24 protein-coding genes and 1 pseudogene are annotated in these 26,041 nt (G+C 68.9%); 9 read left to right on the top strand and 16 right to left on the bottom strand.

Annotated elements, in window-relative coordinates:
* Positions 1-4 precede the first annotated feature (4 nt).
* The 5 genes from VGZ32_RS23730 to VGZ32_RS23710 all read right to left on the bottom strand — a co-directional run bounded on the left by VGZ32_RS23730 (position 5) and on the right by VGZ32_RS23710 (position 4,826).
* Positions 5-397: a type II toxin-antitoxin system VapC family toxin gene (locus tag VGZ32_RS23730; protein WP_326888384.1), complete on the bottom strand. Its 393-nt coding sequence runs from the start codon at positions 395-397 to the stop codon at positions 5-7.
* 8 nt (positions 398-405) lie between these two features.
* A complete protein-coding gene (locus VGZ32_RS23725; protein ID WP_326888383.1) occupies positions 406-642 on the bottom strand; it encodes a FitA-like ribbon-helix-helix domain-containing protein in 237 nt (78 codons plus the stop codon).
* A gap of 99 nt (positions 643-741) precedes the next feature.
* Complete coding sequence (locus tag VGZ32_RS23720) at positions 742-2,280, bottom strand: flavin-containing monooxygenase (protein WP_326888382.1); 1,539 nt, start codon at positions 2,278-2,280, stop codon at positions 742-744.
* On the bottom strand, positions 2,277-4,577 hold the full coding sequence (locus tag VGZ32_RS23715; RefSeq protein WP_326888381.1) for an MMPL family transporter: 2,301 nt from the start codon (positions 4,575-4,577) through the stop codon (positions 2,277-2,279). Before VGZ32_RS23715 ends, VGZ32_RS23720 begins: the two co-directional genes overlap by 4 nt.
* A 27-nt stretch (positions 4,578-4,604) precedes the next feature.
* A complete protein-coding gene (locus tag VGZ32_RS23710; protein ID WP_326888380.1) occupies positions 4,605-4,826 on the bottom strand; it encodes a hypothetical protein in 222 nt (73 codons plus the stop codon).
* Positions 4,827-4,950: 124 nt separating this feature from the next.
* On the opposite strand from VGZ32_RS23710, the gene VGZ32_RS23705 reads away from it, so the two are divergent.
* A complete protein-coding gene (locus VGZ32_RS23705) occupies positions 4,951-7,272 on the top strand; it encodes a LuxR C-terminal-related transcriptional regulator (protein WP_326888379.1) in 2,322 nt (773 codons plus the stop codon).
* Between the two features lie 61 nt (positions 7,273-7,333).
* Here VGZ32_RS23705 and VGZ32_RS23700 read toward each other — a convergent pair whose 3' ends face one another.
* Entirely contained in the window at positions 7,334-7,828 is a 495-nt protein-coding gene (locus tag VGZ32_RS23700) for a pyridoxamine 5'-phosphate oxidase family protein (RefSeq protein WP_326888378.1), read from the bottom strand.
* Between the two features lie 79 nt (positions 7,829-7,907).
* On the opposite strand from VGZ32_RS23700, the pseudogene VGZ32_RS28910 reads away from it, so the two are divergent.
* The 3 genes and pseudogenes from VGZ32_RS28910 to VGZ32_RS23690 all read left to right on the top strand — a co-directional run.
* Positions 7,908-8,051: pseudogene (locus VGZ32_RS28910) on the top strand (VapC toxin family PIN domain ribonuclease); the annotation flags it as partial.
* 69 nt (positions 8,052-8,120) lie between these two features.
* The gene (locus VGZ32_RS23695) at positions 8,121-8,357 is read left to right on the top strand and encodes a type II toxin-antitoxin system VapB family antitoxin (protein WP_326888377.1); all 237 of its coding nucleotides are present in this window, start codon (positions 8,121-8,123) and stop codon (positions 8,355-8,357) included.
* A complete protein-coding gene (locus tag VGZ32_RS23690) occupies positions 8,354-8,797 on the top strand; it encodes a PIN domain-containing protein (RefSeq protein ID WP_326888376.1) in 444 nt (147 codons plus the stop codon). The genes VGZ32_RS23695 and VGZ32_RS23690 overlap by 4 nt, the downstream gene beginning before the upstream one ends.
* Before the next feature lie 119 nt (positions 8,798-8,916).
* Here the strand turns inward: VGZ32_RS23690 and VGZ32_RS23685 are convergent, their stop codons facing one another.
* The gene (locus VGZ32_RS23685) at positions 8,917-9,960 is read right to left on the bottom strand and encodes a C40 family peptidase (protein WP_326888375.1); all 1,044 of its coding nucleotides are present in this window, start codon (positions 9,958-9,960) and stop codon (positions 8,917-8,919) included.
* Between the two features lie 508 nt (positions 9,961-10,468).
* Here VGZ32_RS23685 and VGZ32_RS23680 point away from each other — a divergent pair.
* A complete protein-coding gene (locus VGZ32_RS23680) occupies positions 10,469-11,476 on the top strand; it encodes a hypothetical protein (RefSeq protein WP_326888374.1) in 1,008 nt (335 codons plus the stop codon).
* Positions 11,477-11,599: 123 nt separating this feature from the next.
* Here VGZ32_RS23680 and VGZ32_RS23675 read toward each other — a convergent pair whose 3' ends face one another.
* Together VGZ32_RS23675 and VGZ32_RS23670 are read right to left on the bottom strand one after the other, a co-directional pair.
* The gene (locus VGZ32_RS23675) at positions 11,600-14,401 is read right to left on the bottom strand and encodes an ATP-binding protein (protein WP_326888373.1); all 2,802 of its coding nucleotides are present in this window, start codon (positions 14,399-14,401) and stop codon (positions 11,600-11,602) included.
* Between the two features lie 390 nt (positions 14,402-14,791).
* Positions 14,792-15,397, bottom strand: a complete 606-nt coding sequence (locus tag VGZ32_RS23670) for a hypothetical protein (RefSeq protein ID WP_326888372.1) — start codon at positions 15,395-15,397, stop codon at positions 14,792-14,794.
* Between the two features lie 218 nt (positions 15,398-15,615).
* Here VGZ32_RS23670 and VGZ32_RS23665 point away from each other — a divergent pair, with 218 nt between their 5' ends.
* On the top strand, positions 15,616-16,359 hold the full coding sequence (locus tag VGZ32_RS23665) for an AfsR/SARP family transcriptional regulator (protein ID WP_326888371.1): 744 nt from the start codon (positions 15,616-15,618) through the stop codon (positions 16,357-16,359).
* A gap of 137 nt (positions 16,360-16,496) precedes the next feature.
* On the opposite strand, the gene VGZ32_RS23660 is transcribed toward VGZ32_RS23665, so the two are convergent.
* The 6 genes from VGZ32_RS23660 to VGZ32_RS23635 all read right to left on the bottom strand — a co-directional run bounded on the left by VGZ32_RS23660 (position 16,497) and on the right by VGZ32_RS23635 (position 22,514).
* Entirely contained in the window at positions 16,497-17,597 is a 1,101-nt protein-coding gene (locus VGZ32_RS23660) for a Gfo/Idh/MocA family oxidoreductase (RefSeq protein ID WP_326888370.1), read from the bottom strand.
* Positions 17,582-18,316 carry a ThuA domain-containing protein gene (locus VGZ32_RS23655; protein WP_326888369.1) on the bottom strand — a complete coding sequence of 245 codons (735 nt, stop codon included), beginning with the start codon at positions 18,314-18,316 and terminating at the stop codon, positions 17,582-17,584. Before VGZ32_RS23655 ends, VGZ32_RS23660 begins: the two co-directional genes overlap by 16 nt.
* Positions 18,303-19,172, bottom strand: a complete 870-nt coding sequence (locus tag VGZ32_RS23650; protein WP_326888368.1) for an NAD(P)-dependent oxidoreductase — start codon at positions 19,170-19,172, stop codon at positions 18,303-18,305. Before VGZ32_RS23650 ends, VGZ32_RS23655 begins: the two co-directional genes overlap by 14 nt.
* Positions 19,173-19,176: 4 nt before the next feature.
* A complete protein-coding gene (locus VGZ32_RS23645) occupies positions 19,177-20,082 on the bottom strand; it encodes a carbohydrate ABC transporter permease (RefSeq protein WP_326888367.1) in 906 nt (301 codons plus the stop codon).
* A complete protein-coding gene (locus tag VGZ32_RS23640; RefSeq protein WP_326888366.1) occupies positions 20,079-21,056 on the bottom strand; it encodes a sugar ABC transporter permease in 978 nt (325 codons plus the stop codon). The genes VGZ32_RS23645 and VGZ32_RS23640 overlap by 4 nt, the downstream gene beginning before the upstream one ends.
* A gap of 81 nt (positions 21,057-21,137) precedes the next feature.
* Positions 21,138-22,514, bottom strand: a complete 1,377-nt coding sequence (locus VGZ32_RS23635; RefSeq protein ID WP_326888365.1) for a hypothetical protein — start codon at positions 22,512-22,514, stop codon at positions 21,138-21,140.
* Between the two features lie 229 nt (positions 22,515-22,743).
* Between VGZ32_RS23635 and VGZ32_RS23630 the strand changes: the two genes are divergently transcribed.
* The 3 genes from VGZ32_RS23630 (at position 22,744) to VGZ32_RS23620 (ending at position 25,593) form a co-directional block, all read left to right on the top strand.
* Positions 22,744-23,904, top strand: a complete 1,161-nt coding sequence (locus tag VGZ32_RS23630; protein ID WP_326888364.1) for a GntR family transcriptional regulator — start codon at positions 22,744-22,746, stop codon at positions 23,902-23,904.
* Between the two features lie 159 nt (positions 23,905-24,063).
* Entirely contained in the window at positions 24,064-25,302 is a 1,239-nt protein-coding gene (locus tag VGZ32_RS23625) for an enolase C-terminal domain-like protein (protein ID WP_349263724.1), read from the top strand.
* 102 nt (positions 25,303-25,404) lie between these two features.
* On the top strand, positions 25,405-25,593 hold the full coding sequence (locus VGZ32_RS23620; RefSeq protein WP_326888362.1) for a hypothetical protein: 189 nt from the start codon (positions 25,405-25,407) through the stop codon (positions 25,591-25,593).
* A gap of 20 nt (positions 25,594-25,613) precedes the next feature.
* On the opposite strand, the gene VGZ32_RS23615 is transcribed toward VGZ32_RS23620, so the two are convergent.
* On the bottom strand, positions 25,614-26,012 hold the full coding sequence (locus VGZ32_RS23615) for a hypothetical protein (RefSeq protein WP_326888361.1): 399 nt from the start codon (positions 26,010-26,012) through the stop codon (positions 25,614-25,616).
* Positions 26,013-26,041 lie beyond the last annotated feature (29 nt).

Genomic DNA, 26,041 nt, shown 5'->3' with positions numbered 1-26,041 from the left:
CGCTTCAGCCGATCGTCTCGATCGGGCAGCGCGCGGCGCCCGCGCGGGCGAACTTCTCATCGCAGGTGACCAGCGTCGCGTCAAGTGCCTCGGCGAGAGCTACATAAGAAGCGTCGTACGCCGCGTAGTTGTGCCGCAGACTCCACACCCTGGCGATCAACGGCTGCGCGCTCTCGCGGCGGATCGGCATGGCCGCCACGTAGCGCAGATAGGCGCCGGCGGCCTGTTCGACTTCCGGGCGCTTGCGTGCAAGACCGCGCAGCGCAGATGTCACCTCGTAGTCCACCAGCGTAGGTGCGTACAGGGCCTTGCCGCGCAAGAAGGATTTAACGACCGACGCCACCTCGTCGGACGAGGTCAGGATGCGCACGATGCAGGATGCGTCGATGACGGCCAAGCCCTCACTCACGACGATTCCCGGACATCTCGAATGACCTCCACGATCTCACCCGTGGTCACGTCGGGGACCTTCGGCAGGTCGTCGAGCCCATCGAGCCATTCATCGAGGGTCGGCAACTGCATCTCCCGCTCGATCAGGTCGAGCAGGAAGGAGTTGATCGACTGCCGGTTAGCAGCGGCGCGCTGCTTGACACGATCACGTAGCTCTTCCGGCATGTCTCGGATGTAAAGGCTCACGCTCATGCGACTATTTTAGTCGCACACCGGAGCGGTGTCGAGTGACATGCGTCTTACGGCCGATCAGCTGGAGTCGCTGGCCGCATTGTCTGTGGCGGCCAGCGCTTACTGGGCGGACAGATCGCGGCTGGCGTGGACGTAGCGGTCTGCGGGGGCAGTGTCTGTAAGCGCGCGGGATGGCGGAGGGCCAGCGGTCGTCGTGGTCGACGACGCCTTCGACAACCGGAGCCATCCCGCACTTGGCGACCGGAGCCATCCCACACCCGCGGCTCGTGCGCGCTTGGCGCCCGCCATCCGCTCTCGGTGGATCTCTCGCAGGTACGGGAGGAAATCCACACGGATACCGGGTTGGGCCGCAGGGTCGTATCGGCGGGCAGCCACGGCACGATGCCTGTCGATTTCGCGGTTCATTTGCGCTGGCTGTGGCAGTGTCGCCTGGCCTTCGAGGAGATCGGCCGCCCACTGCGCCTGGGCTTCCGCGATCGGCATGATGGCGCCGAGCGGTTGGACCAGGCCGATGAAATACAGCCCGGGCAGGTGGGGCGGGATGACGCGTCGGTACAGACGCGGTTGGCCGCTGCTTCCGCCCTCGCCGAGCACCGCCGCCTCGTCGAGGAACGGATGGCGAATTCTGTACCCGGTGCAGTAGATGACCGTGTCGACCTTTTCGCAGCTGCCGTCGGTGAAATGAACGCGGTCACCGTCGAGTCGGTCGATGGTCGGCTTGACGATGATGTCGCCGTGATCGACCCGGCTGAGCAGGCTGTCCGACACCGTCGGGGGCATTGACAGCAGCTTGTGATCGGGCTTGGGCAGCCCGTACGCCGTGACGTTGCCCTGGGCGATGCGCATGAGCATCCCGGCTGCTCCGTTTTGGAGACAGCGCGGGGTCCGCGTGCCTAAGCGCATAAGTGTCAGGTGATCGATAGGGGTGCCGAAGAGGTATTTCGGCACGATGTGGGCACCGCGCCGCATCGCGATCAGGGTGCGGGCGGCGACCTGTGAGCAATCCGTCGCGATGTCGCATGCGGAGTTGCCGATGCCGAGGATCAGGACACGTTTGTCGGCGTAGGGCTCAGGTGTGCGGTAGTCGTGCGAGTGGAACTGCTCGCCGGTAAAGGTATCCGCACCGGGAAAGGTCGGCTCCGGATACTTAGGGGCCCAGTGGTGACCGTTGGCGACGATCACCGCGGCGTATCGCTCGGTGCGTTCCTCTGTGGTGTGGCGGCGCCTTATCGTGACGTCCCAGCCGCCTTCCCACCCCGGTTCGGCCCAGACGACGCTCGTCTGGAATCTGATGCTCCCGCGGAAGCCGAAGTGGTCGACGTAGTCGTCAAGGTACTTTGCGACCGCGGTGTGGCTCAGGTAATTCGGATAATCGTCTGGGATAGGGAAGGTCGCGTACTGCATGCCCTTCCGGGACGACTTCGCGTGCAGCGATCGGTAGGCGGACGACATCCCGTTGTCACTGGGGTACCGCCAGTTGCCGCCCACCTCCGTACCTGCCTCGAAGCAGTCGAACGGTATCCCACGAGCGTGGAGGGCCTGGCAGGCGGCGATTCCCGATGACCCGGCGCCGACGATGCACACGCGGCCGCGACCGCGGTCCAGAGCGGGGACCGCGGCCGCGGCGGCGCGCCTCATCGGACGGCCGTCGGCGTGGGGGCCGGGCTCCGCTCGGCCTCCACCGGTCTGCCGTGCGCCGACGGCCACCAGTTCCACCGGCCGAGGAGCGCGACCGTCGCCGGGACGAGCAGGGTGCGCACGAGGAAGGCGTCCATCAGGATGCCGATCGCGAGGGAGGCCAGGATGTCCCGGTAGACGCCCCCGCCGGGCTGCCCGTTCTCGACAAAGGCGAAGACCCCGAAGGTTCCCGCGAGGACGAGTCCGGCCGAGCTGATGGTCGAGCCGGTGTGCTCCAAGGCGTGGGGAACCGCCTCCCGCAGCGGAATGTCGCCCGCCTCCTCGCGGATCCGGGTCATGACGAGGATGTTGTAGTCCTCGCCGAGGGCCAGCAGGAACAGGAACATCAGGAACGGCACGAAGTACGGCAGCGAGCCGCCGTTCGCGTGCTGGAAGAGCAGCACGGACAGACCGAACGCGGCCAGATAGCTGACCGCCACCGACGCGATGAGGTAGAGCGGCGCGATCAGGCTGCGCAGCACGAGCGCGAGCAGGATCGCGATCGCGAGAACGGCGACCGGGAAGATGCGCAGCAGGTCCCCGTCAGAGGTCTGACCCACGTCGTAGACGCTGGCCGCCTGGCCGGTGACGCCGTTCGCGGTGGCGCCGGCCTCGCGGGCGAAGGCGGCGACGGCGGCGCGGATGGCCGGGATCTGATGGGCCGCGGCATTCGAATCCGCGGCTCCGGCGGTCAGGCCGACTTCGAACTGAACCGTACGGCCGTCTGGGCTGATGAACTGGCTTTCCGCGCGGTAGGCGGCCCACTCGGCGTCCTGGACGCCACTGCCGGGCGGCGGAACCGCGGGCAACGCCGCGGGATCGCCGAGAGTCGCGTGCAGGGACGTCAGCTGGTCGGCGGCGAGCGTGACCTGGCCGGAGTCGAAGGGGCCGACGACGCTGTTGAACTGCGGGGATGCCGCGAGCAGGCGCTGGGCCCGGGCGACGGGGGCCGGGTCGGTCCAGACCGAGTCGGGGAAGCGCAGCAGCACGCCGGTCGGGTTGCGGCTGGCGGTCGGGAAGTGGGCGGCGAGCAGCGCGTTGCCCGCGGCCGAGTCGGAGCCCGTAGGCGCGGCCGGCCCGCTGCCGAAGCCGCCCGGGACGTATGCGATCGCTGCGATCGCCAGCGCCCCGAATCCGAGCAGCCCGAGGACGAGCGTGGTGGCCGGTCGGCGCACGATGCGCCCGGCGGTGCGACCCCACCAGCCGGGGCGTCGCGCGCTGCGCGTCGTCTTCGATGGCCAGAACGCCGCCCGCCCGAAGACGGCCAGCAGAGCCGGCATCAGTGTCAGGCCTGCCAGCAGCATCAGCGCGACGGCGATCGCCAGCGGCGCGCCGAGGCTCGAATACAGCCCGAGGGAAGCCAGCAGCAGCGTGAGCAACGCGGCGATGACGGTCACGGCGGAGAAGGTGATCGATTCGCCGACCCGCGAAAGCGCGCGCACGACCGCGTCGCGCGGGGACACGCCGTCGCGCAGTTCCTCCCGGACCCGGAAGACGAGGAAGAGGCCGTAGTCCGTGCCCGCGCCGAGCGCCAGGACGATCAGCAGGATCCCGGTGAGCGACGAGACCGGGAGGCCGGCCTTGCCCGCCGCGCCGATCACCGGACCGGCGAGCTGGGTGACGAGGACCGCGGGCGCGAGCGTGAGGAGCGGGGCGAGGATGGACCGGAAGACGACGAACAGCAGCACGAGGATGAACAGGATGGACAAGTCCTCGCCGACGTTTCCGGCCTGCTGGGAGCTTTGGGCGGCGTCGGCCTGAGCGGCCAGCGGCCCGGCGAGATGGGCGGTCAGATCACCGGGCAGGCCGGCCGACCGGATTTCGGCGCGCAAACCGTTGTCGAGGTCCTCCAACGGGCCCAGGGTGCTGAGGTCCAGTGTCGCAAGGACCTGTGATTCATCGACGCGGCCGTCACGGCTGACACCGAGATCGTTGACCTTCTGCACGTTGGCGACCCGGTCGAGACCGGAGTCCAGCCGCACGATGGCGGCGCGGTCCGCGGCGGTCAACGCGCCGCCATCGCGGGCGACGAGGACCGGGATGGCCGCCTGGTTCGGGCTTTGGAAGGGGACCGCCAACTGGGCGGCCTGCCGGCTGGGACTGCCCGGCGGCAGATAGTCGCTGTTGCTGCCCTTGGCTACGCTGTTCAGCGACGGAAGGTACAGGTTGGCCAGGACGGTCGCGACGACCCAGGCCGCGATCACCGCCCAGCGGAATCGGACCGCGAACCGCCCGGCGGCGGCGAAGAACCCCGACATGTTCCCTCTCCCCCTTGTCGACCGGCCTCAGGACGATCCTTCGGCGGGTATCGACGTCGAATTCAGAACGATGACTTCGTAGCCGCGCAGCGCCTCGAGGAAGGGCTGGAAGCTGCCGCGGACGAGGCATCGCAGGACACTGCCGTCGCTCTGGACGTCGCTGACGCCCGATGCGCGTTCAACCTGCCGGGCCGGGACGGCGCCGACGAAACTGACCTCCACGCGGCGGATCGACAGCTCCTCAGGCATGTCTTCACGCTAAGAGCGGCGCTACGAGCGCCGATATCCGTGGAATTACCGAGCGGGCACCGATTCCGGTAAGCACAGCGCTTCCGGCGAGCGCAGTGGGCTGCGCATGTAATACCGTCCTGCCATGGCGAGGCCCACCCGGCGCACTGGCAGCCTTCCGGCCGAGACGACCAGCTTCGTCGGCCGCCGCCGCGAACTCGCGGAGATCAGGAAGAAACTCACGCAGGCGCGGCTGATCAGTCTGGTCGGGCCGGGCGGCGTCGGCAAGACCCGGCTGGCGGTGCGCGCCGCCGCCGATCTCGGACGCGGGTTCCGCGACGGCGCCTGGCTGGTCGAACTCGCGGACCTGCAGGACCCGGCGCTCGTCGGCAGCGCGGTCATGGCGGCCTTGGGTCTGCGCGACCAGGCCTCGACCGAGCCTCTAGCGCTGATCCTGTCTTACCTGCGGGAGAAGGAACTGCTCCTGGTCGTGGACAACTGCGAGCACTTGCTCGAAACAGCCGCGCGGGTCGTCACCGATGTGCTGAAAGCCGCACCGGACGTGCGGGTGATCGCCACCAGCCGGGAGCCGCTCGCCGCCGCGGGCGAGCACATCGTCCCCGTGACGCCTCTCGAGCTGCCTTCGCCGGACCCGACGGAGTCCCTGGTCCGGCTGCGGCAGAACGAGGCGGTGGCTCTCTTCGTCGAGCGGGCTGAGGCGGCGTCCGGGGTGTTCGAGCTGATGGCGGCCAACCGGGCGACGGTGGTAGAGCTGTGCCGACGGCTTGACGGGCTGCCCTTGGCGATCGAGCTCGCCGCGGTCCGGACGAGGGTCCTCGCGGCCGAGCAGATCCTCGACCGCCTGTCCGACCGTTTCAGCCTGCTGACAGGAGGCAGCCGCGCCGCCCTGCCGCGCCACCAGACCCTGCGGACCACGATCGAGTGGAGCCACGACCTGCTGACCGACGGCGAGCGCGCGGTCCTGCGACGGGCATGCGTGTTCGCGGGCAGATTCACGCTGGACGACGCGGAAGCGGTCTGCATGCCTGAGGGCACACCGCCCGCGCAGGCGCTGGACCTGATGTCGTCGCTCATTGACAAGTCCTTGGTGGTCCGCGAGGAAGCCCATGGCCTGCCGTGCTATCGCCTGCACGAGACGATGCGCGAGTACGCACGACTCAAGATCGACGAGGCTGGCGAGCGGGATTCAGTCGAGCTCGCCTGCACGGAGTACTTCCGGTCGAAGGTCGAGCCCGGACAGGCGGTGCGCGTCCGCCTTCTCGAGTGGCTTCCCTGGGCGGACCTCGAGATCGACAACATCCGGGCCGTGCTCAGTCGATGCCTGACACAGGGGGACACCTCCCGCGGCATCGAGCTTGCCCTGTCCCTGAGTTGGTTCTGGATCACCCGTGCGACGACCGAGGGCATGCGGTGGCTCGGCGGGTTCCTCGCGATGGAGGGCGGCGATCCGCAGCTACGTGCCTGGGCCACCTTCATCCGCGGTTTCCTGGCCGTGCTGAAGGCGGAACCGGCGGTCGCCAAACCGGAGCTCGAGGCAGCGGCGGCGGCGGCACGGCGCAACGGCCAGCAGGACCTGCTCTGCGATGCGCTGTCGATGGCGTCGGTCGCCGAGGCCATCGCCGGCGACGGCCCGGCCGCCGCGCGTCTGCTCGCCGAGGCCCAGAAGGCGGTCGCAGGCATCGACTACGTGCACGGCAGGCTCGCGGTCCTGCAGGCCCGGGTGTTCAACGCGTTCTTCGAGGCCGATCTCGCCACGATCAGGGCGGGCGCGACCGAGGGTGTGCGCCTGTCCAGGGAGATCGGCGACTTCTACACGCTCGAGATCATGCTGCTGAACCTCGGCTCCGCCGCGTTGATGGCCGGGGAGCTCGCCGAGGCGGAGCCGCTGCTCGCCGAAGCGTTGGCGACCGCGCACCGCATTGACGACCGGGTCGCGCAGTTCTACCTGCTGGCCGCGCACGCCTGCCACGCCACTCTCTCCGGCAACGCGCTGTGGGCGGCAGCCATGTTCGGCGCCGCGGAGACGGTGCGAGTCGAAGCCGGCGCGAACGTCATGCCGATCCTTTCCACGCAGTTCGCCCAGGCCGAGCAGGCGGCGGCTGCGATGCTCGGTGAAGCGCGCTTCAAGACAGAGTTCGAAGCCGGGAAGAACCTCCAGCGGGACGCGGCGATCCGCCTCGCGCTCGGCGAATCCCCGGACGAAGCCAGGGCCGGTCAGGGCGACCAAAGCGAAGCCGGTGGCGGTGGCGGTGGCGACGCCGATGTGAGCCCGCTGGGTAAGCGCGAAGCCGAGGTCGCGCGGCTGATCGCCGAAGGGCTCACCAACAAGCAGATCGCCACGCGCCTGTTCATCTCCGAGCGCACCGTCGACAGCCACGTTCGCAGCATCCTGAACAAGCTCGGTTTCCGCACCAGAACGCAGATCGCGACCTGGGTGGCCAACTAAACCGACTCAAGGCCGCTGACCCTGTTCCGTGAGTCTGAGCGCGGCCTGCATCTCATGACAGCTAGAAGACAAACCTCGTCGGCGAGCCGGTGAAGTCACGGGAATCCAAGGCGAACACCCACTCCGGCGCCAAGGCGAAGACGGTGTTCGATGCCGGATCCACCGTGTCCATGCCGTACGCGGTGCCGTACTTCGCGTTTTCGGCCTCGAGCATGGCGGCAAGCGCGTCAGGATCCGTAATCCGTCGAGCCTGTCCCTGGACGACGACAGGTTCGCGGGGATCGTCGGTGGACATGGTGCAGCGGGATTCGGCGCCCAGATTGCGCGCCTTGCGCGAGCCGTTCGAACTGCTGAACCACAGCATGCCTTCGCGCCAGACCGCCCATACCGGCATCAGATGCGGCGCTCCGCCGGGCGTGGCCGTGGCCAGCCAGAAGTCGTGCGAGCGGACCAACCTATCCTCCGCCCACGACCACGGGAGAAGCCCGCGCCCCTCGTCTGGGGGCAGCGTGCCGTAGCCAGGCATGTAGGGCCTGGAGGCGATCGGTTCGCTCACGCTCCTGAAGCTAGCAGCGGGGCCGTCTCCGAGGCTGGCTAGACGACGTTCGTGCGGCGCGCGGCGTACTTGAAGACACCAGCACCGCTCCGCAGGCTCCCCTGACCTGCTTGTATGCGCGACCGCCGTCCACCACGACCTGATCGTCCTGCACGTGGACAACGACTACGCCATCGTCGCCGCCGTTCTGCCTGAGCTGCAGCAACGGGACCTCCGCAGCTAGCCGGCGAGCGGCGGCAATGTACAATGGTCGTCGAGGTTATGTATATGGCGTTCGGGAAGGGGTGGACCGATGACGGTGACACCGATCGACCTCGACGACGAGGCCCTCGCCGGGGCGATGGCCGAACTGGGCACCACCACCAAGAAGGACACCGTCAACCAGGCGCTGCGCGAGGTCGCCGAGCGGCGCACCCGCCTGCGCGCCTTTGAACGGCTCATGCAGCTCGGCGACGCGGAGTCCGGCTACCGGACCTGGCTCGAACGCAAGGACCCCGCCCCGCGGAGTGGGCACGACACCGACGCATGATCGGGACTTACCTGCTCGACGCGAGCGCCTACTGGCGCTTTCGCCGAGAACCCGAGTCCTGGGCCGCATGGGGACAAGAGATCACCGAAGGCACGGTGTGCCTGTGCGAGGCCACTCGCGTTGAGGTACTGCGCAGCGCACGCAGCCCAGCCGAACGCCGCCAGATGCGAGAACTGCTGGACGCCGCGTTCACCCCCGCTCCGGTCAGCAAGGACCCGTGGCCGTGGATCGACGCGGCCCAGGAACGGCTGACGGCGCTCAGCCAGCATCGCGGAGCGGGCGTGGTGGACCTGCTCGTAGCGGCCACGGCTGTAGACCGAGGACTGATCGTTCTCCACGACGACCGCGACTTCGAGGCTGTCGGCCGGGTGATCGCGGAACTCGACGAACGCCGCGTCGGCGATGGGCCGTATGTCAGCACTGTGAGCGATGAGGCTTGAGAGCGTAGTGCGGCCCGATTTGCGCGAACATCGCAGCGCAAGCGTGCGGGGCGGCGGATGGTTCGCCCATCCGCCGCCCCGCGCAAGCCGCCCAGACCCTTTACAGGAGTCGGGACCTACTAGAGCTTGAAGTACCCGAGGATGTTGCCGAAGGCGCTTGAGATGGTGTCGGTCCGGACGACGTCGCCGGGGGCAGGCTCGTCGATCATCTGGTTGTTGCCGATGTAAACGCCGACGTGGACGGAGGTGCTCAGGCTGCCACCGAAGAAGACGAGGTTGCCGGGGACCGGTGAACTGACCCGCGTCATCTCCTCGTCCTGATTGACGGTGCTGCCGGAGCCGAGGACGTCGCTGCCGTAGGCCAGGGCGTAGACCCAGCGGGAGAAGCCGGAGCAGTCGAGCCCCACGCCAGGCGCGCCGTTGGAGTCGGTGACCGACGGGCCGGGGGTCGACTCGTGGCCGCCGCCCCAGATGTACGGCACGTCGCCGCCCCGCCAGCCGACCTCGGGATCGCCGTTCTCAATGGCCTGAGCGTAGGAGACGACCGACGACGCGCCGATGGCCCATCGGGGGCAGCCTGATGCCGTCTCGAGGTCGAGGGTGATGGCCCCGCCGTTCGACGCGCCGCCTGACATACACGCGGCGTTGTCGCCGAACTGGCCCTTGTTGGTCCAGAACAGGTTGATCAGGTATCCGTCGTGGTCGACGAAGATCGTGCCGTCGGCTCCGCCATCCCCGCTCGAGGTGCTGTTGCACCCGCCGAGGTACGCGCTCGAGTTCGTGGCCGATTGCGTGCCGAGGCACCGGCCGTCGGGTTCGTAGACGAGCTGGACGATCGGGTAGCCCTCATAGCGCGAATCGAAGGTCGTGTTGGCGAAGGGGCAGTTGCTGGTGACCTTCCCGCCGCCGCAGCGCCCGGGTACGTTCTCCGCCACGAAGTCCTCGTTGCCGACGCCACCCTGGTACATCTTCACGGCCTGGTTGCTGCCGTTCCAGTCGTTGAGGCAGAAGTTGCCGCTGGAGGTCTGGCAGAAGTTCGCCGTACCGAGGGAGCTTGCGGCGTTCGCCGGGGCAGCAGCGACTCCTATGCTGAGCCCGCCCGCCACAAGCAGAATCGCCGTGACGGGACGGACCCGGCGCAAGCGCTGCAGGACTGCTGACACTTCTCGTTCTCCTCCTCTAGACATGACTGAGCTCGGTTGCTGACATTCGGCGATTCACTACTGGTCACGAGCCAGCCGGCGGGACATCTCCGGTCCATGCCCCATGCCGTGCTGCAGATCTGCTGCTGGCCAGCGAGTGCGGCGTGCTCCCGGCCGACACACCGACAGCGCAGGCCAGGCCGACCACCGCCGTCAGCGCGACGAGCCTGTGTTTGTAAACCACATGCGCACACCTCCGCTCGAGATCGAGCGCCCGCGACGTCTTCGCGGGTCGCGCAGGGCAGAGAGTACGGAGCCTGTGTCGCGCCGGGACAGGAACTCCGACCGGCATTCTCTCCATGCCGATATACGCTGGTGTAGCTGGTTTCACCTGCCTGAGCAGGGAAGGAAGGTGTGCCGGGAAGAGTGCCGGTGACTCTTCCTGTCCTCGCGCGGGCGCACGATGAGAACATCCCTCCGGTCACAGCGCGTCAGACCACGAATGCACTGTGCGGAATGAGGGAGAGATATGAAAGCCATCCGGTATCGGCTGCGCCGGGCCAGACCCGCCTTCGCGGGCATTGCGGCGATCATCGGTGCGCTCGCGGTGGTCCTGGGCCTCGGCGCCGCGCCGGCCCTCGCCGCCGGAGGACCTCTGGTGGCGCAGTTCTGTCAGACGTCGAACGGCGGCTACTGCCTCAACGACTGGAACGGCAGCAATCAGGCCGTGAAGATGTACCAGGGCGGCGTCGGCAACGAGACCTTCGTGGCACAGCCCGTCGACGGGCGCTGCGGCGGGAAGGTGACCAGCACGTGTCCCTTCGCGAACACGACGTTCGACGCGCGCTATGCGGGCTTCCCGATCGTCCAGCTCGTCTATCTGCCCAACGGCAAGTGTGTCGCCACGGATTCAAGCGCTAACCCGGTGCTCGGCACGTGCAACAACACGTCGAGCGGTAACGGGGGATCCAACGGCACGATCTTCGTCGACCACGGCGGTTACCTGATCAACCTGTACTGGAGCAACCAGGACCAGCACGGCGCCGACGCCTCGTGTATGTCGGGTGCCGCGTCGAACGGCGGGACCATCACGCTGAACCTCGACACCGCCTCCGGCTGCCCGACGTGGGACTTCGGCCTGTACGAGGCCACGAACTACGACTGGGCGACGTGGGTCCTGCACGACGGCGGCTGGCCGGTCAGCGCCAACAACGTCAAGGTCCTCACCGAGTGGACCACCTCCGAGGAACCGCCCACCGACTGGTTCCACGACAACAACCCGCTGAACAACGGATACGGGTGCGGTGGGGTGCTGGGGACCTGCCCGAACCTGTTCGCGGCGGCGCAGTACGTCGTCGACACGCTCAACAACGGCCTCTACCCGGGGGTCGTCAGTGACCTGAGGGCGTCGGACTCCCCGTCCACCACCGCGCAGGCGATCTGCGCCTCGCCGTGGGACGCCAGCCACTACGGCAACTGCTCGAGGTTCTTCATGGGGACGGCTCAGACAGTCGCCGCTCCCGCCTCTGACTGGTAGGCATGCACGTTCCTGTGCCTCGCCGACCCGGCCATGCGGAAAGAGGAGTGGGGCGAGTCCACCCGGAGGGGAGGACTCGCCCCTCAGCGTTTTCGCAGCCGAGGCCGTAGCTGCGGCCGCAACTCAGGCCAATGCCATGCGGCACGTGCCTTCGCCGCCGGGTCGCCGCCCTGCCGGATCAGGCCGTGCGAGTGCGGGGAATCGGGCCCAGATCTGCGCGGCTTCCGGCACTCCGGCCTGCGCGTACCAGGCGTACGCGGCGCGGGCGTGGTCGAGGGCCGTTTGGTCGTGACCGAGCGCTGCGTGTGCTTGCGCGAGGCCGTGGTGCGCGTTCGCCCGCTCGTGCTCGGCGCCCATCGACTCGGCGAGATCGAGTGCGGCGAGGTGACGCGCGGGGGCGCGGTCGGGATGACCGCCGACGGTGAGAGCCACGCCCAGCATGTTGAGGGCGTATGCCCGTAGCGAGTCCGCACCGAGGATGTTCGTGATCTGAAGCGCCTGCTCGGCCAGGTCCGCCGCGCTCTGCGCCCGGCCGACGCTGAGCTCTGTCTGTACTGCGCGGGCCAGCGCCCATCCTTCCCCGTCCAAGTCCTCGACTTCGCGATTCATGGAGACCGCGCGCTTGTACAGGACAGCGCCTTCCTCTGGCCTGCCCGCCAGCGTCTCCGTCAGTCCCTGCTGGGAGATGACCTCCGCCTCGCCGCTGACGTTCGCCGCCTCCCGACACAGCGCCTGTGCCTGCGCGAACAGCTCGGCGGCGGCATCGAGGCGACCGTAGCGCAGTTCGATGACTCCGAGCTCTTTCACGGTCACCGAGCGGCTTGAGCGGTCCTTCGCCGCGTCCAGGAGTTCGAGCGTGCGGTGCAGGTATCCGGCGGCTTGCGAATAGCGGCCGCGCTCTATGTTCACCGCACCGAGCGCATGCGACGCGCGTGCCTCGCCGAGCCGCTCGCCGACCTGTCGGCAGAGGTCGATCACCTCCAGTGCGTGTGCTTGCGCCGCGTCGAGTTTGCCCGTGAGCCGCTCGACCAGCGACAGCCGGTGCAGCACGCGCGCCTTGCCCACCTTGTCGTCGAGCTCTGTGAAGATCGCCAGAGCCTGCTGCTGATACGCGACCGATGAGCCGTATCTGCCGAGGGTCCTCTCGATGTAGCCGAGGTGCGTGAGCGCCATAGCCTCGGCCCGTCGGTCGCCCTCGCGTCGGGCTGCCTTCAGAGCGCTCATATGCACGGAGTTCGCCTCGGCCCTGTGCTGCCCGAAGATGAGGTAGCGATCGACCGTAGATGCCAGTTCGATGGCGCGCGCGGCGAGATAGCGGTCCGCGTTCGGAGGGTACTGCGCGGACCCGCTCGTCCCGGACTCTCCTTGGGCGCCGAACGCGACGAGCGCGGTCAGATTCGCCCGCTCCGCGTCGAGCCATCCGCGGGCCGCATCAATGCCCTCGATCGGTGTGACGCGTGCCGGCGGGGCGCCAAGCCGGGGGCGGCGCCCCGCCTCGGCGGGGAACAGCACGTTCATGGCCGCCGAGGAGGTGTGCAGGTAGTACTCGAACAGGGCGGCCAGAGCTCCCCGCCTGACGCCCGGTTCGTCCTCCGTCTCGGTCAGCTCGCGCGCGAATCCACGCAGCAGGTCGTGCAACTCGAAGCGCTTCGGACCATGGGGGTGGACGAGGTAGGCCCGAGCCAGACGTTCGAGCGTCCGGTGTGCCGTCTGCAGATCCGCGCCGGTGAGCGCGGCCGCGGCGTAGAGCTCGAAGTCGGCTCCCGGGTGCAGCGACAACAGACGCAGGGCACGCCGGTCCGCGGGCGTCAGCTGCTGATACGACCAGGACAACACCGCACGCACCGCAGTGCCCGAGTCGCCGCCCGCCGACAGGACGTCGAGGCGGCCGCGCAGATCGGCCAGTTCGGCGACCAGCTCGCCGAGCACGGCGCCCGGACGCGAGGCGGCGAGTTCGGCCGCGACGCGCAACGCGAGCGGAAGCTGGCAGCACTGCGAGATGAGAGCGCTGATCGCGACCGGTTCCGCCTGCGCGCGTGTGCCGATCAGGTTGTGCAGGAGGTTCTGGGCGTCGTCTTCCGGCAGCAGCTCGAGCTCGATCCGCTCCGCGCCGTCCCGGGCGATGAGCCCGGCGAGGGCGTCCCGGCTGGTGACCAGGACTGCGCTGCCCGGCGTTCCGGGAAGCAGGGGGCGAACCTGTGCGGCGTCGCGCGCGTTGTCGAGCAGCAGGAGAACCCGGCGGGAAGCCAGGGTGCTGCGATACACGGCGGCGCGCTCGTCCTCGTCGGCCGGGATGCGGTTCGCGTCCATGCCGAGCGCGCGAAGCAGCCAAGCCAGCGCATCGCTCGCGGACCGCGGCGGGCCGGAGTCGTATCCGCGCAGGTTCACATACAGCTGACCGTCCGGAAACGACTCGGCTGACTGCCACGCCCAGCGCACGGCCAGCGCCGTCTTACCCACGCCCGCGGTGCCGCTGATCGCCGCGACTGGCACCGAGCCCCGCGGCGGCAGGAGGTGTGTGAGCTCCGCCATCGTGTCCTCGCGGCCGACAAAGCCGGGCACGGGTGCGGGCAGGTGGCAAGGCACGACGGGCCGCATCCGCAGCGGCGGGTTCGAACTCTGTTGTGGCTGCTCGATCGCGTCAGCACCAGCGTCAGGGGGAGGGTCGTCGCCCGGTGTGTCAGCCACGGCGACAGGCCGGCGGCCGGCGGCGATGAACGCCTCCCGTTCCGCACCGGCGAGGCCGAGCGAATCCGCCAGTCGCTTGAGCGAATGGCGGTACGGCCAGCGTGTGCGTCCCCGTTCCAGATTGCTGATGGCGCGGATGCTCAGCCCCGAGCGCTCCGCGAGTTCCTGCTGCGAGATCCCGGCCGCCAAGCGCAACGCGCGCAACCGGACCCCGAATCCCCCGTTGTCGTCGATCATCGCTGACCCCCGCGAGTGTGCAACGGCGAGGCGGGTCCGCCGTCGAGTTTGCCCGAGCAGCGATAGTAGTTGAGATCGCAGACATAGGCGGCAACGAGCGTGCAACGTGCACGCAGCACCGAGGGCGGTGGTTCCTCTAGCCGCGTTTGTGAAGACGGCAGGATTCATCATGCGGACAGCACGACGGGCCGGCGCCGATCGCAGTGAGCGGTTGGCGTCGGCCGTCGGTGCCGTTCGGGCCGGTGTCTCAGGTCTCGCACCCGCGAGATCCAGCGTGTGCCGCAGCAAAGTGGCTTGCGCGTTCTCAGAAGATCGAGAACGCGCAAGCCACTTTATGAGATCCGCACATTGCGACCCGGCGCGGTGACGCCAGACGCGACGCTCAGCGGATCAGACGGTGATGGTGATGGCTTCCATACGCAGGCTCTGACCGGTGGTGCCGACTTCGAGCCCGCCCCAGGCGCCGTCGTTGCAGACCACTCCCTGCCAGCCGATGTTCTGCACGTGCGCGTCCGCGCAGATCGAACCCGGGGACGTGTTGGGCGCCAGGAACAGCGCCTCCATGCGCAGGCTCTCACCGGTGGTGCCGACGAGGGCTTCGGAACCGTCGGGCTCGCAGTCCACGCCCATCCAGCCGATGTTCTGCACGTGCGCTTGTGCGCAGATGCCGCCGGTGCCGGAGGTGATGATGGCGAGCGCCTCCATGCGCAGGCTCTGACCGGTGGTGCCGGCGATCTGGCCGTCACACACCCAGCTCTGCCAGCCGATGTTCTGCACGTGCGCGGCGTAACAGATGCTCCTGCCGGCGGCGAGCTTGGCCTTGACGGCCGGAGTGACCGCGGGCGCGGTCAGGTTTCCGACATGCGCGACCGCGTGCTGCGCGGTGGGCTGCGCTGCCGAGACGCTGTCGGCGGAAGCGGCGGGGATGACGGCGAGAGACCCGGCGGCGGCGGTGACCAGTGCGGCCATCGGCGCCGCGATACGGCCCAGCTTCATGAGGAATGCCTTCCTGTTCCGTGCTTGCCTGAGTTCCTGCGGCGACCCCGACGATCGAGCGACGACCGCCGCTCGCATCCCCGGGGACCGCGTCAGAACTCTGCGGCACCGGCGTTCGATTCGCGTTCTATTCCCGTGCGATCGCGTAGCATCGGTCCAGGGCCACCTGTCATCGAGCTCTTCGACAGGTTCGGGGATGGTCCGATACGGGGTGAAACATGCGGTTTGCACTTTTGGGTCCGCTGGTTTTCGTGCGCGACGCGGGCAAACAGGTGGCCGTCGGCGGCGCGCGTCTTCGAGCGTTGCTGGCCGCGCTCCTGCTGCGCGCCAACGAACCGGTCTCGCTCGACGCGTTGGCCGACGCGGTATGGGACGGCGCACCCCCACCGGGTGCGCCGACGACGCTTCGCGGCCACGTGCTGCGCCTGCGCCGCACGCTGGAGCCCGATGCCGGGACCCGCATCACCGTGCGTGATCCGGGCTACTTGATCAAGATCGCGTCATCGGAGCTCGACGTGCTCGAGTTCCAGGCGCTGCGCCACAACTGCGGCGCCGCGATCCGCAACCAAGCCTGGCCGGACGCCGCGAGAACCGCATCCGAGGCGCTGGCCCTATGGCGCGGCACGCCGCTGGTGGACGTGCGCAGCGAAGGACTGCGGGACGCATGGATTCCACGTCTCGAACAAGAGCGGATACAAGTACTCGAATGGCTCATCGAGGCCAACCTGCAGATGCAGCGCCACGACCAGCTGGTCCCGGAACTCCGCGCCCTCGTCGGCGAGCACCCCCTGCGCGAACGCTTCCACGCCCAGCTGATGCTGGCTCTGGCCGGCACCGGCCGCCGGGCCGAGGCGTTGGCGGCCTATCACGACGCGCGCCAGGTGCTGGTCGGCCAGCTGGGCATCGAGCCGGGGCCTGAGCTACGCGATCTTCAGGAGCGCATCCTCGCCGGAGACGCGTAGCCCCAAAGACCGCTCCGGGACACATCATGCCGGACTCGCTCGGCGATGCCGGTGCCCAAGTCGAAGTCGCGGCCGGGTAGCGCGGCAGCAGGGGCCTTATTTCATTCTAGGCGTGGGCTCCGCCTGGGGGCGACGGCTTAGGCTTCGTCAGGCCGGGCACCCAGCGGTACGGGGGCTGGCCGGGCGCAGGTGCTTGCGACGTCCACGGCTAAACCGACTTGCGCCGAGACCAGCAGGGATTCCATCACGTCGAGCACGTGGTAGGCGAGTTCGCCGTTTGCGCGGTGGGCGGTGCCGTCGGCGATCGCCCGCGCCATGTCCGCCAGGCCGAAGCCGCGGGCCGCGTCTGCGTATCCGCCGTACTTGGGCAGCTCGGTCCATCCGTCGCGGCCCGGGTGCGAGATCGCCACCGTGCCGTCGAACCCGTTCGGGTCGGGGACGGAGAGGCTGCCGTGGGTGCCGTAGACCTCGATGCGGGGCAGATTCGCCTGCCAGACGTCGAAGCTCATCATCAAGGTACAGAGAACACCGTCGGCGTGTTCGAAGACGCCGGTCACGTGGGTGTCCACCTCCACGGGGAAGCGGGTTCCCGCACGCGCTCCGCTGCCGATCACGCGTGTCTTCTGCGGCGCCGCGGACATGCCGACGACCCGGCGCACCGGACCCAGCAGGGTGACGAGCGCGGTCAAGTAGTAAGGGCCCATATCCAGCAGCGGGCCGCCGCCGGACCGGTAGTAGAACTCCGGTGCCGGGTGCCAACGCTCGTGTCCCGGCGTCGTCATGAAGGCGGTCGCGGCGACGGGGCGGCCGATCTCGCCCGCATCGAGAGCGGCCCGCGCGGTCTGGATCCCAGTGCCCAGCACTGTGTCCGGCGCGCACCCGATGCGCACGCCCGCCTGACCGGCCGCGTTCAGCAGAGCCTTGGCCTGGCCGGTGTCGGCGGCGAGCGGTTTCTCGCCATACACGTGCTTGCCCTCGGCGATCGCGGCAAGTGCGACCTGTGCATGGGCCTTCGGAACCGTCAGATTGAGGACCAGGTCCACGTCGTCGGCGGCGAACAGCTCATCTGGAGTGACCGCCACGGCCTCCGGGACTCGTGCGGCGGCGGCCACGGCCCGATCTGAGTCGAGGTCGGCGACCTTCGTCAGCACGACGCCTGGGAGTCGCGGCAGGGTACTCAGATAGGCGCCGCTGATCTGACCCGCACCGACCAGGCCCACCCTCAGCGCGTCGCCCATATCAGCCCCCGCATTATTGTCTCGTGGGTTTGCGGCACTTCCAGGTCGTCCAGCTTGTGCCCAAGGGTGGTGACAAAGACACGACCGGCGCCCCACTCACGGGTCCAGACCACCGGCATCACCTTGCCCACGGCTTCCGGCATCTCGGGGTCCTCCACGAAGTCCGTGACGGCGAGCACGTCGACGGTGGGGTCGACGTGGACGTAGTACTGCTCGGTGTGCGCGCGGTATGCGGTCAGGCCGGCGACGATGGGATGCGCTTCCCGCCCGGGCGCGGGGCGGACCGTGTACTCGACGAACTCACGCGGATGGTGGACGAACTGGCCGCCGGTGATCAGCTGGTAGCGGGGCGCGGTACGGAACGAGTCCACGATCCCGCCATGCCACCCGGCGAGTCCGGTGCCCGCGCGCACGGCGGCCCAAAGCCCGGCCAGCTGCTCGTTGGTGATCGTGCCCTGGGTCCAGCACTGCACGATCAGGTCCGTTCGGGCGAGCGCTGCGGCGTCGAGGTAGCTGTCCAGGGCCTGCGACGTGGTGACCTGGTAGCCGAGCTTCTCGAGTTCGGCGGCGTAGCGGTCGCTCGCGGCGACGGGGCTGTGGCCTTCCCAGCCACCGCGCACCACGAGCGCGGTCTTGCCGCGCGGGATGGCCAATTCAGCGCCTTCGGTGTCGGGAAGAGTGTCAATGTCCGCATCCGCGACAAAGTCAGCGTCCGTCATCGCTCGCCTCCGGGCTGCGCCACGTGTGGATCGGGGTGAAGCCGAGCAACTCGGTGCTGCGGCGGGTCGAGATCGGAGTCGCGAAACCGTCCAGCGGCATGTCGATCCGGGTGCTGGGGTGGTACCGGCGCAGCAGCTCCGCGGTCGGTACCAGCGACGTCGTATCCGGGGCGGCGACGTTGAGCAGGACGTGGCCGGACAGCTCGCACGTCAGCGAGGCCTCGACGGCCCGCGCCGCGTCGCGCGAGTCAAGCCAGCCCCACAGCGACCCGCGGTCCCGGCCGGGGTCCGCGTGGATGAACGACAGGTGAGTGCGCAGCCGCTGGCCGGTTCCAAGAAAAGGGAAGCGCAGGCTCACCACCGTCATCCGCCAGCGCCTGCTCGCGGTCGCCGCGATCTGCTCGCCGACGTACTTCGACAGGCCGTAGACATCATCGCCGATGTAAGGATGCTCCTCGGTGAGCGGCACGCTGAGCGGCGATGAATCGTGCTGGGACCAGGCCAGGCCCACCGCGGAAAGGCTCGAGATGTTGACGACGCGCCCGATCCCGGCCAACCCCGCGGCGCCGAGCACCTGGTAGGAGGCTTCGACGTTGTTGGCGAACACGTCCGCCTCGGACGCCGCGTTCGGCGAGGGATAGGCCGCGGCGTGGACGACGGCGTCGACGCCCGTGAGCGCTTCCTCCAGCGCGCCGCCGTCGCGCAGGTCGCCGACGACGACCTCGCTGGCCAGGTCCGCGGCCTGCCGCGGCAGGGTGACGCGGTCGTGCGCGCGCACCGCGTGGCCGTCGGCGGCCAGTCGCGCCACCACCTCGCGCCCGAGCACCCCGCCCGCGCCGGTGACCAGTACCTTCACGCCCTCATCCCTTCACCGCGCCCTGCAGGCCGTTGACGAAGTAGCGTTGGAGTAGCACGAAAAGGATCACCACCGGGATCACGATGATCAGCGATGCCGCCATGAGCACGTTCTGCTGCGGCGAGACGGTCGAATTCAGGTTCTGCAACGCGATCGGCAGCGTGTACGTGCTCGGATCGTTCAGCGAGACCCGGGTGAGCACGTACTCGTTCCACGTCGGGATCGCCGTCAGCAGGCTGACGGCGACGAGGGCCGGGCGGCACGCGGGCAGGTAGATCGACCGGAAGGTGCGCAGTTCCCCGGCGCCGTCGCAGCGTGCCGACTCGCGCAGTTCCGTCGGCACGCTGCGGAAGGCGTTGGTGAGCAGGAGGATCGACAGCGGAGCGGTGCCGTTGATGAAGGGCAGGATGATGCCCAGGTGCGTGCCGAGGATGCCGAGCTTCTGCTGAAGGATGACCACTGGCAGCAGGACCGTGATGCCGGGGACGAACAGCAGCGAGATGAAGAGCCCGTACAGCGCTCTGCGGCCGGGGAAACGCAGCACGGCGAACGCGTAGCCGGCCAGCGAGTAGATCGCCACGACGCCGAGCGTGGTGAACCCGGTGACCTCCAAGCTGTTGCCGAAGTACCGAAGGAAGTCCAGCTCGCTCCAGGTGCGGCCGAGTGTCGAGAGCGTCGGATGGTGCGGGATCAGGTGTCCGTCGAGCAGGATCTCCTTGTCGTCCTTGAGCGCGCCGGAGACCATCAGCGCGAACGGATAAAGGCTGATCACCGCGTAGACGGCCAGCATGAGGTAGGTGATGGTGCGGGCGGTCCGGCCGGGGGCACTGCGCACAAGCGGAGCACGGCGCACGGTGCGGTCCCCCAGCGTCGCGGCCGTACCGGCGAGGGTCGAGGTCGAGGCGGTCACGTGCGGCTCCGCAGCATCCTGATGTTGACGCCCGCGAGCAGCAGCGCCACCACGAACAGCATCCAGCCCAGGGCGCTGGACAGCCCGAGCGTGGGCTTGAGGCCGTCGAAGAAGGCCAGGTTGTAGGCCTCGAGTCCGAGCACCTCGGTGTGTCCGCCGGGGCCGCCGTTCGTCATGATCAGGAAGATCTGGAAGCCCTGCAGCGCGTCGCGCATGTTCAGCAGGATCACGGCGGCGGTGATCGGGCGCAGCAGCGGCCAGACGACCGCGGTCATCGTGCGCAGTTCGCCCGCGCCGTCGGTGCGCGCCGCGTCGAGCAGTGACGGGTCGATCGCCTGGATCCCGGTCAGATAGAGGATCATCGCGACCGGGATCGCACTCCAGGCCATCACCACGATCAGCGTCGGCAGCGCGGTGGCCGGGTTGCCCAGGAATCCCTGCGGCTGGGCGAGGGATCCGAGCCCGAGGTGCCGCAGGATGTAGTTGAGCGATCCGCTCGGCTGCAGGACGTAGGTCCAGGCGTAGAACACCGCGATGCCCGCGGTCACGTTCGGCAGGAAGAACACCGTGCGGAACATCGAGCGCAGGAACCTGATGCGGTGCAGGGCGACCGCGAGCGGGAAGCCGCCGAGGATCGTCAGCGCCGGCACCGCGACCATCACCACGAGGGTGCGCACGGCGTCGTCGCGGGTCTCGGGGGCCAGGATCGGGTCGCGGTAGAGCAGGTCGAGGTAGTTGCCGACACCGACCCAGGTCCAGTTCGGGGTGAACCCGTTCCACCGGGCGAAGCTGAGCGCGAGGCCGTAGCCGACGGTGTACAGACCCATGACAGCGAACAGGGCGACGGCCGGCAGGACGAACGCGTATCCGGTCAGCGCCTCCCGCGTCCTCCGCCGCCGACGCCCTGAGGCGGCAGCGGCGGACGATTCCGGCTTGTCCTGCGGGGCGGGAGCGGTGACGGTGGCCGACGTCACCGCGCCACGTCCAACACAGGCAGGTGCAGCGCAGTCACATGCAGCGCAGTCAGATACAGCACAGCCACATGCAGCACAGCGTCACTTCCAGGTGTTGGCTGTGAACGCGCCGAGCTTCGCGTTGGTGGACGCAGGGCTCTGCTGTTTGAGCGGGGACATCTGCACGACGAGGTCGCCCGCCTGTGTGATGTCCCAGGTCGGGCCCATGAAGGTGGTGTCGCCGGGGTTGTAGGCGGTGTCGCCGGTGCCGAAGACGGCCTCCAGGGAGCTGAGATTCGGCCCGACCAGCGTGGCCGAGTTCGCGCCCAGGTCGGTGGCCGGCAGGTCGTATGAGGCCTGGGCGAACGCGCCGGCCTGGGCTTGAGTGGTCAGGAAGTCGATCCACTGCAGGTCGGCGGACTGGTTCTTGGACTGCGACGAGATCGACAGCCCGGTCAGCGCGATCGGGGCGAGTTTCAGCTCGCTGACGGCTCCGTCGCCGGGTGCCGGGATGCCGAAGGCCACGATGTTGCCCGGGCTCATGCCGTCCTGCTGGATCGCGGCCATGGTGAACGTGCCGCCGATGTCGAAGGCCGATTTGCCCTGGGCGAACGCGCGGTCCGCGTCGTCGATGCCGAGGGTCTGGCTGCCCGGCGTCCAGTACGGAGTCAGATCGTTGTAGAGCTCGAGCGCCTTCTGGCCGTTCGGGCTGCCCCAAGCGACCGAGGCGTCCTTGCCGAAGAGCGCCTGGTACGCGCTCTTGCCGAGGTAGGCGTAGGCGAGCGGTTCGAGCGCCCAGTCCAGCCCGGTGGAGGAGACGTTCAGGCCCAGCGTGATGCCGCCGGCCTGCGGGTCCTTGTCGTGCGTGGCCTTGATCCAGGAGATCAGGCCTTCCCAGGTCTTCGGGGGCGTGGTCGGGTCGATCCCGGCGGCCCGGAGTTCTGTCTTGTTGGCGTAGATGATGCCGAAGGTGCCCGCGGTGAACGGGACGCTGAACAGCTGGCCCTTCTTCACCCCGGGGTCGGTGGCCTTCGGCTTGAGCGAAGCCTGATACACGTTGTCTGTCACCAGGCCGGTGTCCGCGGTGCCGTTGAGGAAGCGGGCCTTCCACGCGGCGTCCACGCTGGAGGAGAGGTCGGTGAGGATGCCGGCTCCGCCGAAGACGAAGTCCTCGCCGCCCGCGTGGTCCTCGATCACGTCGGCGACGGTGTGGGTGGCCGCCGCGCTCTGGACCTTGCTGGTGAAGGTCGCGTCCGGGGTGAAGGCCGTGATGTTCACGGTGATCCCGGTCTTCGCCTTGAAGGCGGCCGCGGCCTCCTCCAGAGCCTTGACATGGGTCTGCTTGAACGTCCACATCGTCAGAGTCTTGTCGCTCCCCGACCCGCCGCCGCTTCCGCCGCACGCGGTGGTCCCGGCCGCCAGCGCCACCGCGGCGGCGAACGCGCACAGGTTCAGCCCTTTGCGCCGCGCTATGCCCACGCCGTCCTCCCTTGACAGCACCTTGATCACGCTCGGTCGGCCGGCCCGTCTCCCCCGGCAGTCCGGCGCTGTGAACATAGGAGCGGAGCGTTTAACATGTCAATAGAGCAAAGACTCTTTGCTCGCGGCGGATGTTTGACCCCTCAGCGCAAGCTTGTCATGTTAAGTTGGCTCATCTCTTGCCCCGAGACCGTGCCCAGCGCACCGAGTCGAGGAAGGATTTCCGTCCATGTCGGTGGAGCCCGGCGCGCCGAAGGTTCCGCTCTACCAGCAGGTCAAGCGGGACCTGCTGGCCGCCATCGCGGCCGGCGAGTACGCCCCCGGACGGCCGTTCGTCACCCAGCGGGAGATCTGCGAGCGCTTCAACGTCAGCCACGCCACCGCCGTGCGGGCGCTGAACGACCTGGCCGCCGAGGGGCACGTGGTGCGCAAGCGCGGCCAGGGCACCTTCGTCGCCGAGCGGCCGCCCGAGCAGACCGCCCGCGATGCCGACGGGACCATCGCCTGCGTGCTGCAGTATCAGGGGCCGCATGTCGGACGGCTCCTCGCCGGGATCGAGGAGGTGTGCGCGCAGCTGGGCTACCGGCTCTTCCTCAATCACTGCGAGGGCGACCCGGCGCGGGAGGAGCAAGCGCTCACGCGGGCGCTGGACCACGGCGTGGACGGCGTGATCGTGTACCCGACGGAGGGTTCCGGGGTGCTCGCCCCCTACGCCGAAGCGCGCCGACGCGGGGTGCCGCTGGTCATGGTCGACCGCTACCGACCCGACCTGGCCACTGACGCAGTCATCGCGGACAACTTCGCGGCCGGCCGGGACCTGACCACCGCGCTGATCGGCGCCGGACACCGGATCATCGCGACGCTGTGGGACGAGATCGACGTGACCAGCGTGCGCGACCGGCTCGCCGGGCATATCCAGGCGCTGCGAGAGCACGGCATCGCGGCGCGTCCGGACCTGATGGTGCTGCGCCCGTACAGCGTCCAGTCCCATGAGGCGCGCCGCGCCCTGCTCGCCGAGCTGCTGCGCGGGCCGCACCCGCCGACCGTGCTGTTGTGCGCCAACGGCTACGTACTGGCGACGGCCGCCGAGGACCTGGTCGCGCTCGGCCTGGAGATCCCCGGCGACATCGACCTGGCCGGAATGGACGACGCAGGACCCTTCGACGTGCTCCCCCTGACGGCGGCCGCGATCTCGCTGCCGTCCCGGGAGATGGGGCGCCGGGCGATGCGGCTGCTGCACCGGCGGATCACCGAGCCCGGCGCATCCGAGCCGGAGTTGGTGGTGCTGCCGATCAGCGTTCAGACACGCCAGTCGTCGGTCGGCCACCTGCGCGTGGTCGGGCGGCAGGTCGCGACTCGGGCCGAGCAGAAGGAGAGGCAGGCCCGGTGACGGGGCCGACGCCGACGAACGCGCGGGAGGTTTGACATGCCAAATGCTGGGGCGGCGTCCGCCGACGTGGCGGCCCAAGGCAGCAGGACCGTGGCGACGAACGGCGACGGCCACGATCCGAACCGCCTGCTGAACGCGACCGGCGCCCTCCCCCAAGCCATGCCCCCGTGGCCGAGCCGTGACAAGCTGCGCGTCACCAACGTCCGTACGTTCGTGACAGCACCGGAGGGCACGCCGCTGGTCGTGGTGCGGGTGGAGACGTCCGAGCTAGGGCTCTACGGTCTCGGCTGCGCGACCTTTACCCAGAGGTACGCGGCCGTGGCAGCGGCGGTGGACGAGCACGTGGGGCCGCTGGTCGTCGGCCGCCACCCGGCCGACATCGAGGACATCACAAGGCTGATCCACTACTCGGCGTACTGGCGCAACGGCCCGGTACTGAACAATGCCCTGTCAGGGATCGATCAAGCCTTGTGGGACATCGCCGGCAAGCGGGCCGGGATGCCGGTCTACGAGCTACTGGGCGGGCGCAGCAGGGCCGGAGTCGAGGTCTACACGCACGCGGCCGGGGCGACGATCGACGAAACGCTCGCCCGGGCGGAGCAGTTCATCGGCGAGGGGTACCGAAGCGTGCGCCTCCAGGTCGGCGGTCCGGGGATCGGTACCTATGGAGCACCAGGCACCCTCGGCGGCTACCCTCGCTCCCCGCACCCCGACGGCTGGGACCCCGAGCGATATCTGCGCACCACGCCCGCGCTGTTCGCGGCGGCGCGGGAACGCCTCGGGCTCGGTGTGAACCTCATGCACGACGTGCACAGCAGGCTGACACCCAAACAGGCCGTGGTGCTCGCCCGCGCTCTCGAGCCGTATCAGCTCTCGTTCCTCGAGGATGTCATCGCGCCCGAATACTACGATCGGCTGCCCGAAGTCCGTGCGGCCTCGCCGGTGCCCATCGCCATCGGCGAACAGCTGGGCTCACTGCCCGACGCCGTCCGCCTCATCCGTGACGGCGGCGTGGATCTGCTGCGGCTGCACACCTCCTCGGTCGGCGGCCTGACCCCCACCCGCAAGCTGGTCGCCCTCGCCGAACTGCTCGCCGTGCGCACCGCTTTCCACTCCCCCGGCGACATCTCGCCGATCGGCGTCGCCGCGAACCTGGCTGTCGATGTCTCGACTCCCGCCTTCGGATATCAGGAATCGCACACCTACAACGACGCCACGCACGAGGTCTTCCCTGGAACCCCGGTCGTGCGCGAGGGCCACCTCTACCCGTCCGACGCACCCGGCTGGGGCGTGGACCTCGACGAGAAGGCCGCCGCGGCCTTCCCGCCCACCAAGTTTCTGCACGAGCGCTGGTCGGCGGGGGTCCGCCGTCCCGACGGCAGTCTCGACGCCCCCTGATCGCCAGCGGACGAACGTCCCCGCGAGCGCGCCGGTCAGCTCGTCGATCGCCTGCCTCGCGAGGTCCGGGAGGCACTGCCCTGGCTCAGCCGCACGGCGCAGGTGATCGACACGAGCACGATGACGCCCGCCGAAACGGCGGCCCTGACCTCCGACGCCGTGGCCGACCGCGAAGTCGACGAAGACCGCGTACGCCAGATACGTCAGCCAGCCGCCGGTCGCCAGGTGGAGCAGGCCGAGCAGGCGTTCGCTGAGCCCATGCCGATCGAGGCGAAGAAGTCGAAGAGGTAGCTGACGAAAGGCGCGTGCGGTCAGCGCGCGAAGGCGATCATGAATGAGGCGAACAACAGGCATCCGAGCCCGATAAGGCCGATAAGCAGCGTGGCTGTGTTTTTCCGCAGCGCACCCGGCGCCTCCACCTGGCGCGCCGCCAAGCGGTCGGGCTGACGGAAACGGGCGGTGAAGCCGCTGTCTCTGGCACCGAGGCCCCGGGGCGAACGGTTGTTCAGGGTGTAGACGAGGATCGTCGTGCAGCCCGGCTGACGCTGACGGCCAGGCGGGTGAGTCGTATCCGGACGCTGACAGCCGTGCCGGGTAAGAGCCCGGAAGCACGCCGAAAACGCTGAGCCCACCGCCGACTTCGAGCAGGCGAACGACAGTGCGATACGGGTTCGCCCCGGGATATCCGTGGCCGGAGAAGCTCGCCGCATGCCTATGGAAGGTAGTAGGTGACCCCTGC

The sequence above is a fragment of the Actinocrinis sp. genome (assembly GCF_035938995.1).
GTDB lineage: Bacteria > Actinomycetota > Actinomycetes > Streptomycetales > Catenulisporaceae > DASZGI01.
Note: the sequence above shows the minus strand (reverse complement) of the source record. Positions and strands in the feature narration are given on the sequence as shown.

Excerpts from the sequence above, each read along its gene's own strand:
- VGZ32_RS23725 (WP_326888383.1), bottom strand. The coding sequence starts at position 642 with ATGAGCGTGAGCCTTTACATCCGAGACATGCCGGAAGAGCTACGTGAT.
- VGZ32_RS23720 (WP_326888382.1), bottom strand. The coding sequence starts at position 2,280 with ATGAGGCGCGCCGCCGCGGCCGCGGTCCCCGCTCTGGACCGCGGTCGC.
- VGZ32_RS23715 (WP_326888381.1), bottom strand. The coding sequence starts at position 4,577 with ATGTCGGGGTTCTTCGCCGCCGCCGGGCGGTTCGCGGTCCGATTCCGC.
- VGZ32_RS23710 (WP_326888380.1), bottom strand. The coding sequence starts at position 4,826 with ATGCCTGAGGAGCTGTCGATCCGCCGCGTGGAGGTCAGTTTCGTCGGC.
- VGZ32_RS23705 (WP_326888379.1), top strand. The coding sequence starts at position 4,951 with ATGGCGAGGCCCACCCGGCGCACTGGCAGCCTTCCGGCCGAGACGACC.
- VGZ32_RS23695 (WP_326888377.1), top strand. The coding sequence starts at position 8,121 with ATGACGGTGACACCGATCGACCTCGACGACGAGGCCCTCGCCGGGGCG.
- VGZ32_RS23690 (WP_326888376.1), top strand. The coding sequence starts at position 8,354 with ATGATCGGGACTTACCTGCTCGACGCGAGCGCCTACTGGCGCTTTCGC.
- VGZ32_RS23680 (WP_326888374.1), top strand. The coding sequence starts at position 10,469 with ATGAAAGCCATCCGGTATCGGCTGCGCCGGGCCAGACCCGCCTTCGCG.
- VGZ32_RS23675 (WP_326888373.1), bottom strand. The coding sequence starts at position 14,401 with ATGATCGACGACAACGGGGGATTCGGGGTCCGGTTGCGCGCGTTGCGC.
- VGZ32_RS23670 (WP_326888372.1), bottom strand. The coding sequence starts at position 15,397 with ATGAAGCTGGGCCGTATCGCGGCGCCGATGGCCGCACTGGTCACCGCC.
- VGZ32_RS23665 (WP_326888371.1), top strand. The coding sequence starts at position 15,616 with ATGCGGTTTGCACTTTTGGGTCCGCTGGTTTTCGTGCGCGACGCGGGC.
- VGZ32_RS23660 (WP_326888370.1), bottom strand. The coding sequence starts at position 17,597 with ATGGGCGACGCGCTGAGGGTGGGCCTGGTCGGTGCGGGTCAGATCAGC.
- VGZ32_RS23655 (WP_326888369.1), bottom strand. The coding sequence starts at position 18,316 with ATGACGGACGCTGACTTTGTCGCGGATGCGGACATTGACACTCTTCCC.
- VGZ32_RS23630 (WP_326888364.1), top strand. The coding sequence starts at position 22,744 with ATGTCGGTGGAGCCCGGCGCGCCGAAGGTTCCGCTCTACCAGCAGGTC.
- VGZ32_RS23625 (WP_349263724.1), top strand. The coding sequence starts at position 24,064 with ATGCCCCCGTGGCCGAGCCGTGACAAGCTGCGCGTCACCAACGTCCGT.
- VGZ32_RS23615 (WP_326888361.1), bottom strand. The coding sequence starts at position 26,012 with ATGCGGCGAGCTTCTCCGGCCACGGATATCCCGGGGCGAACCCGTATC.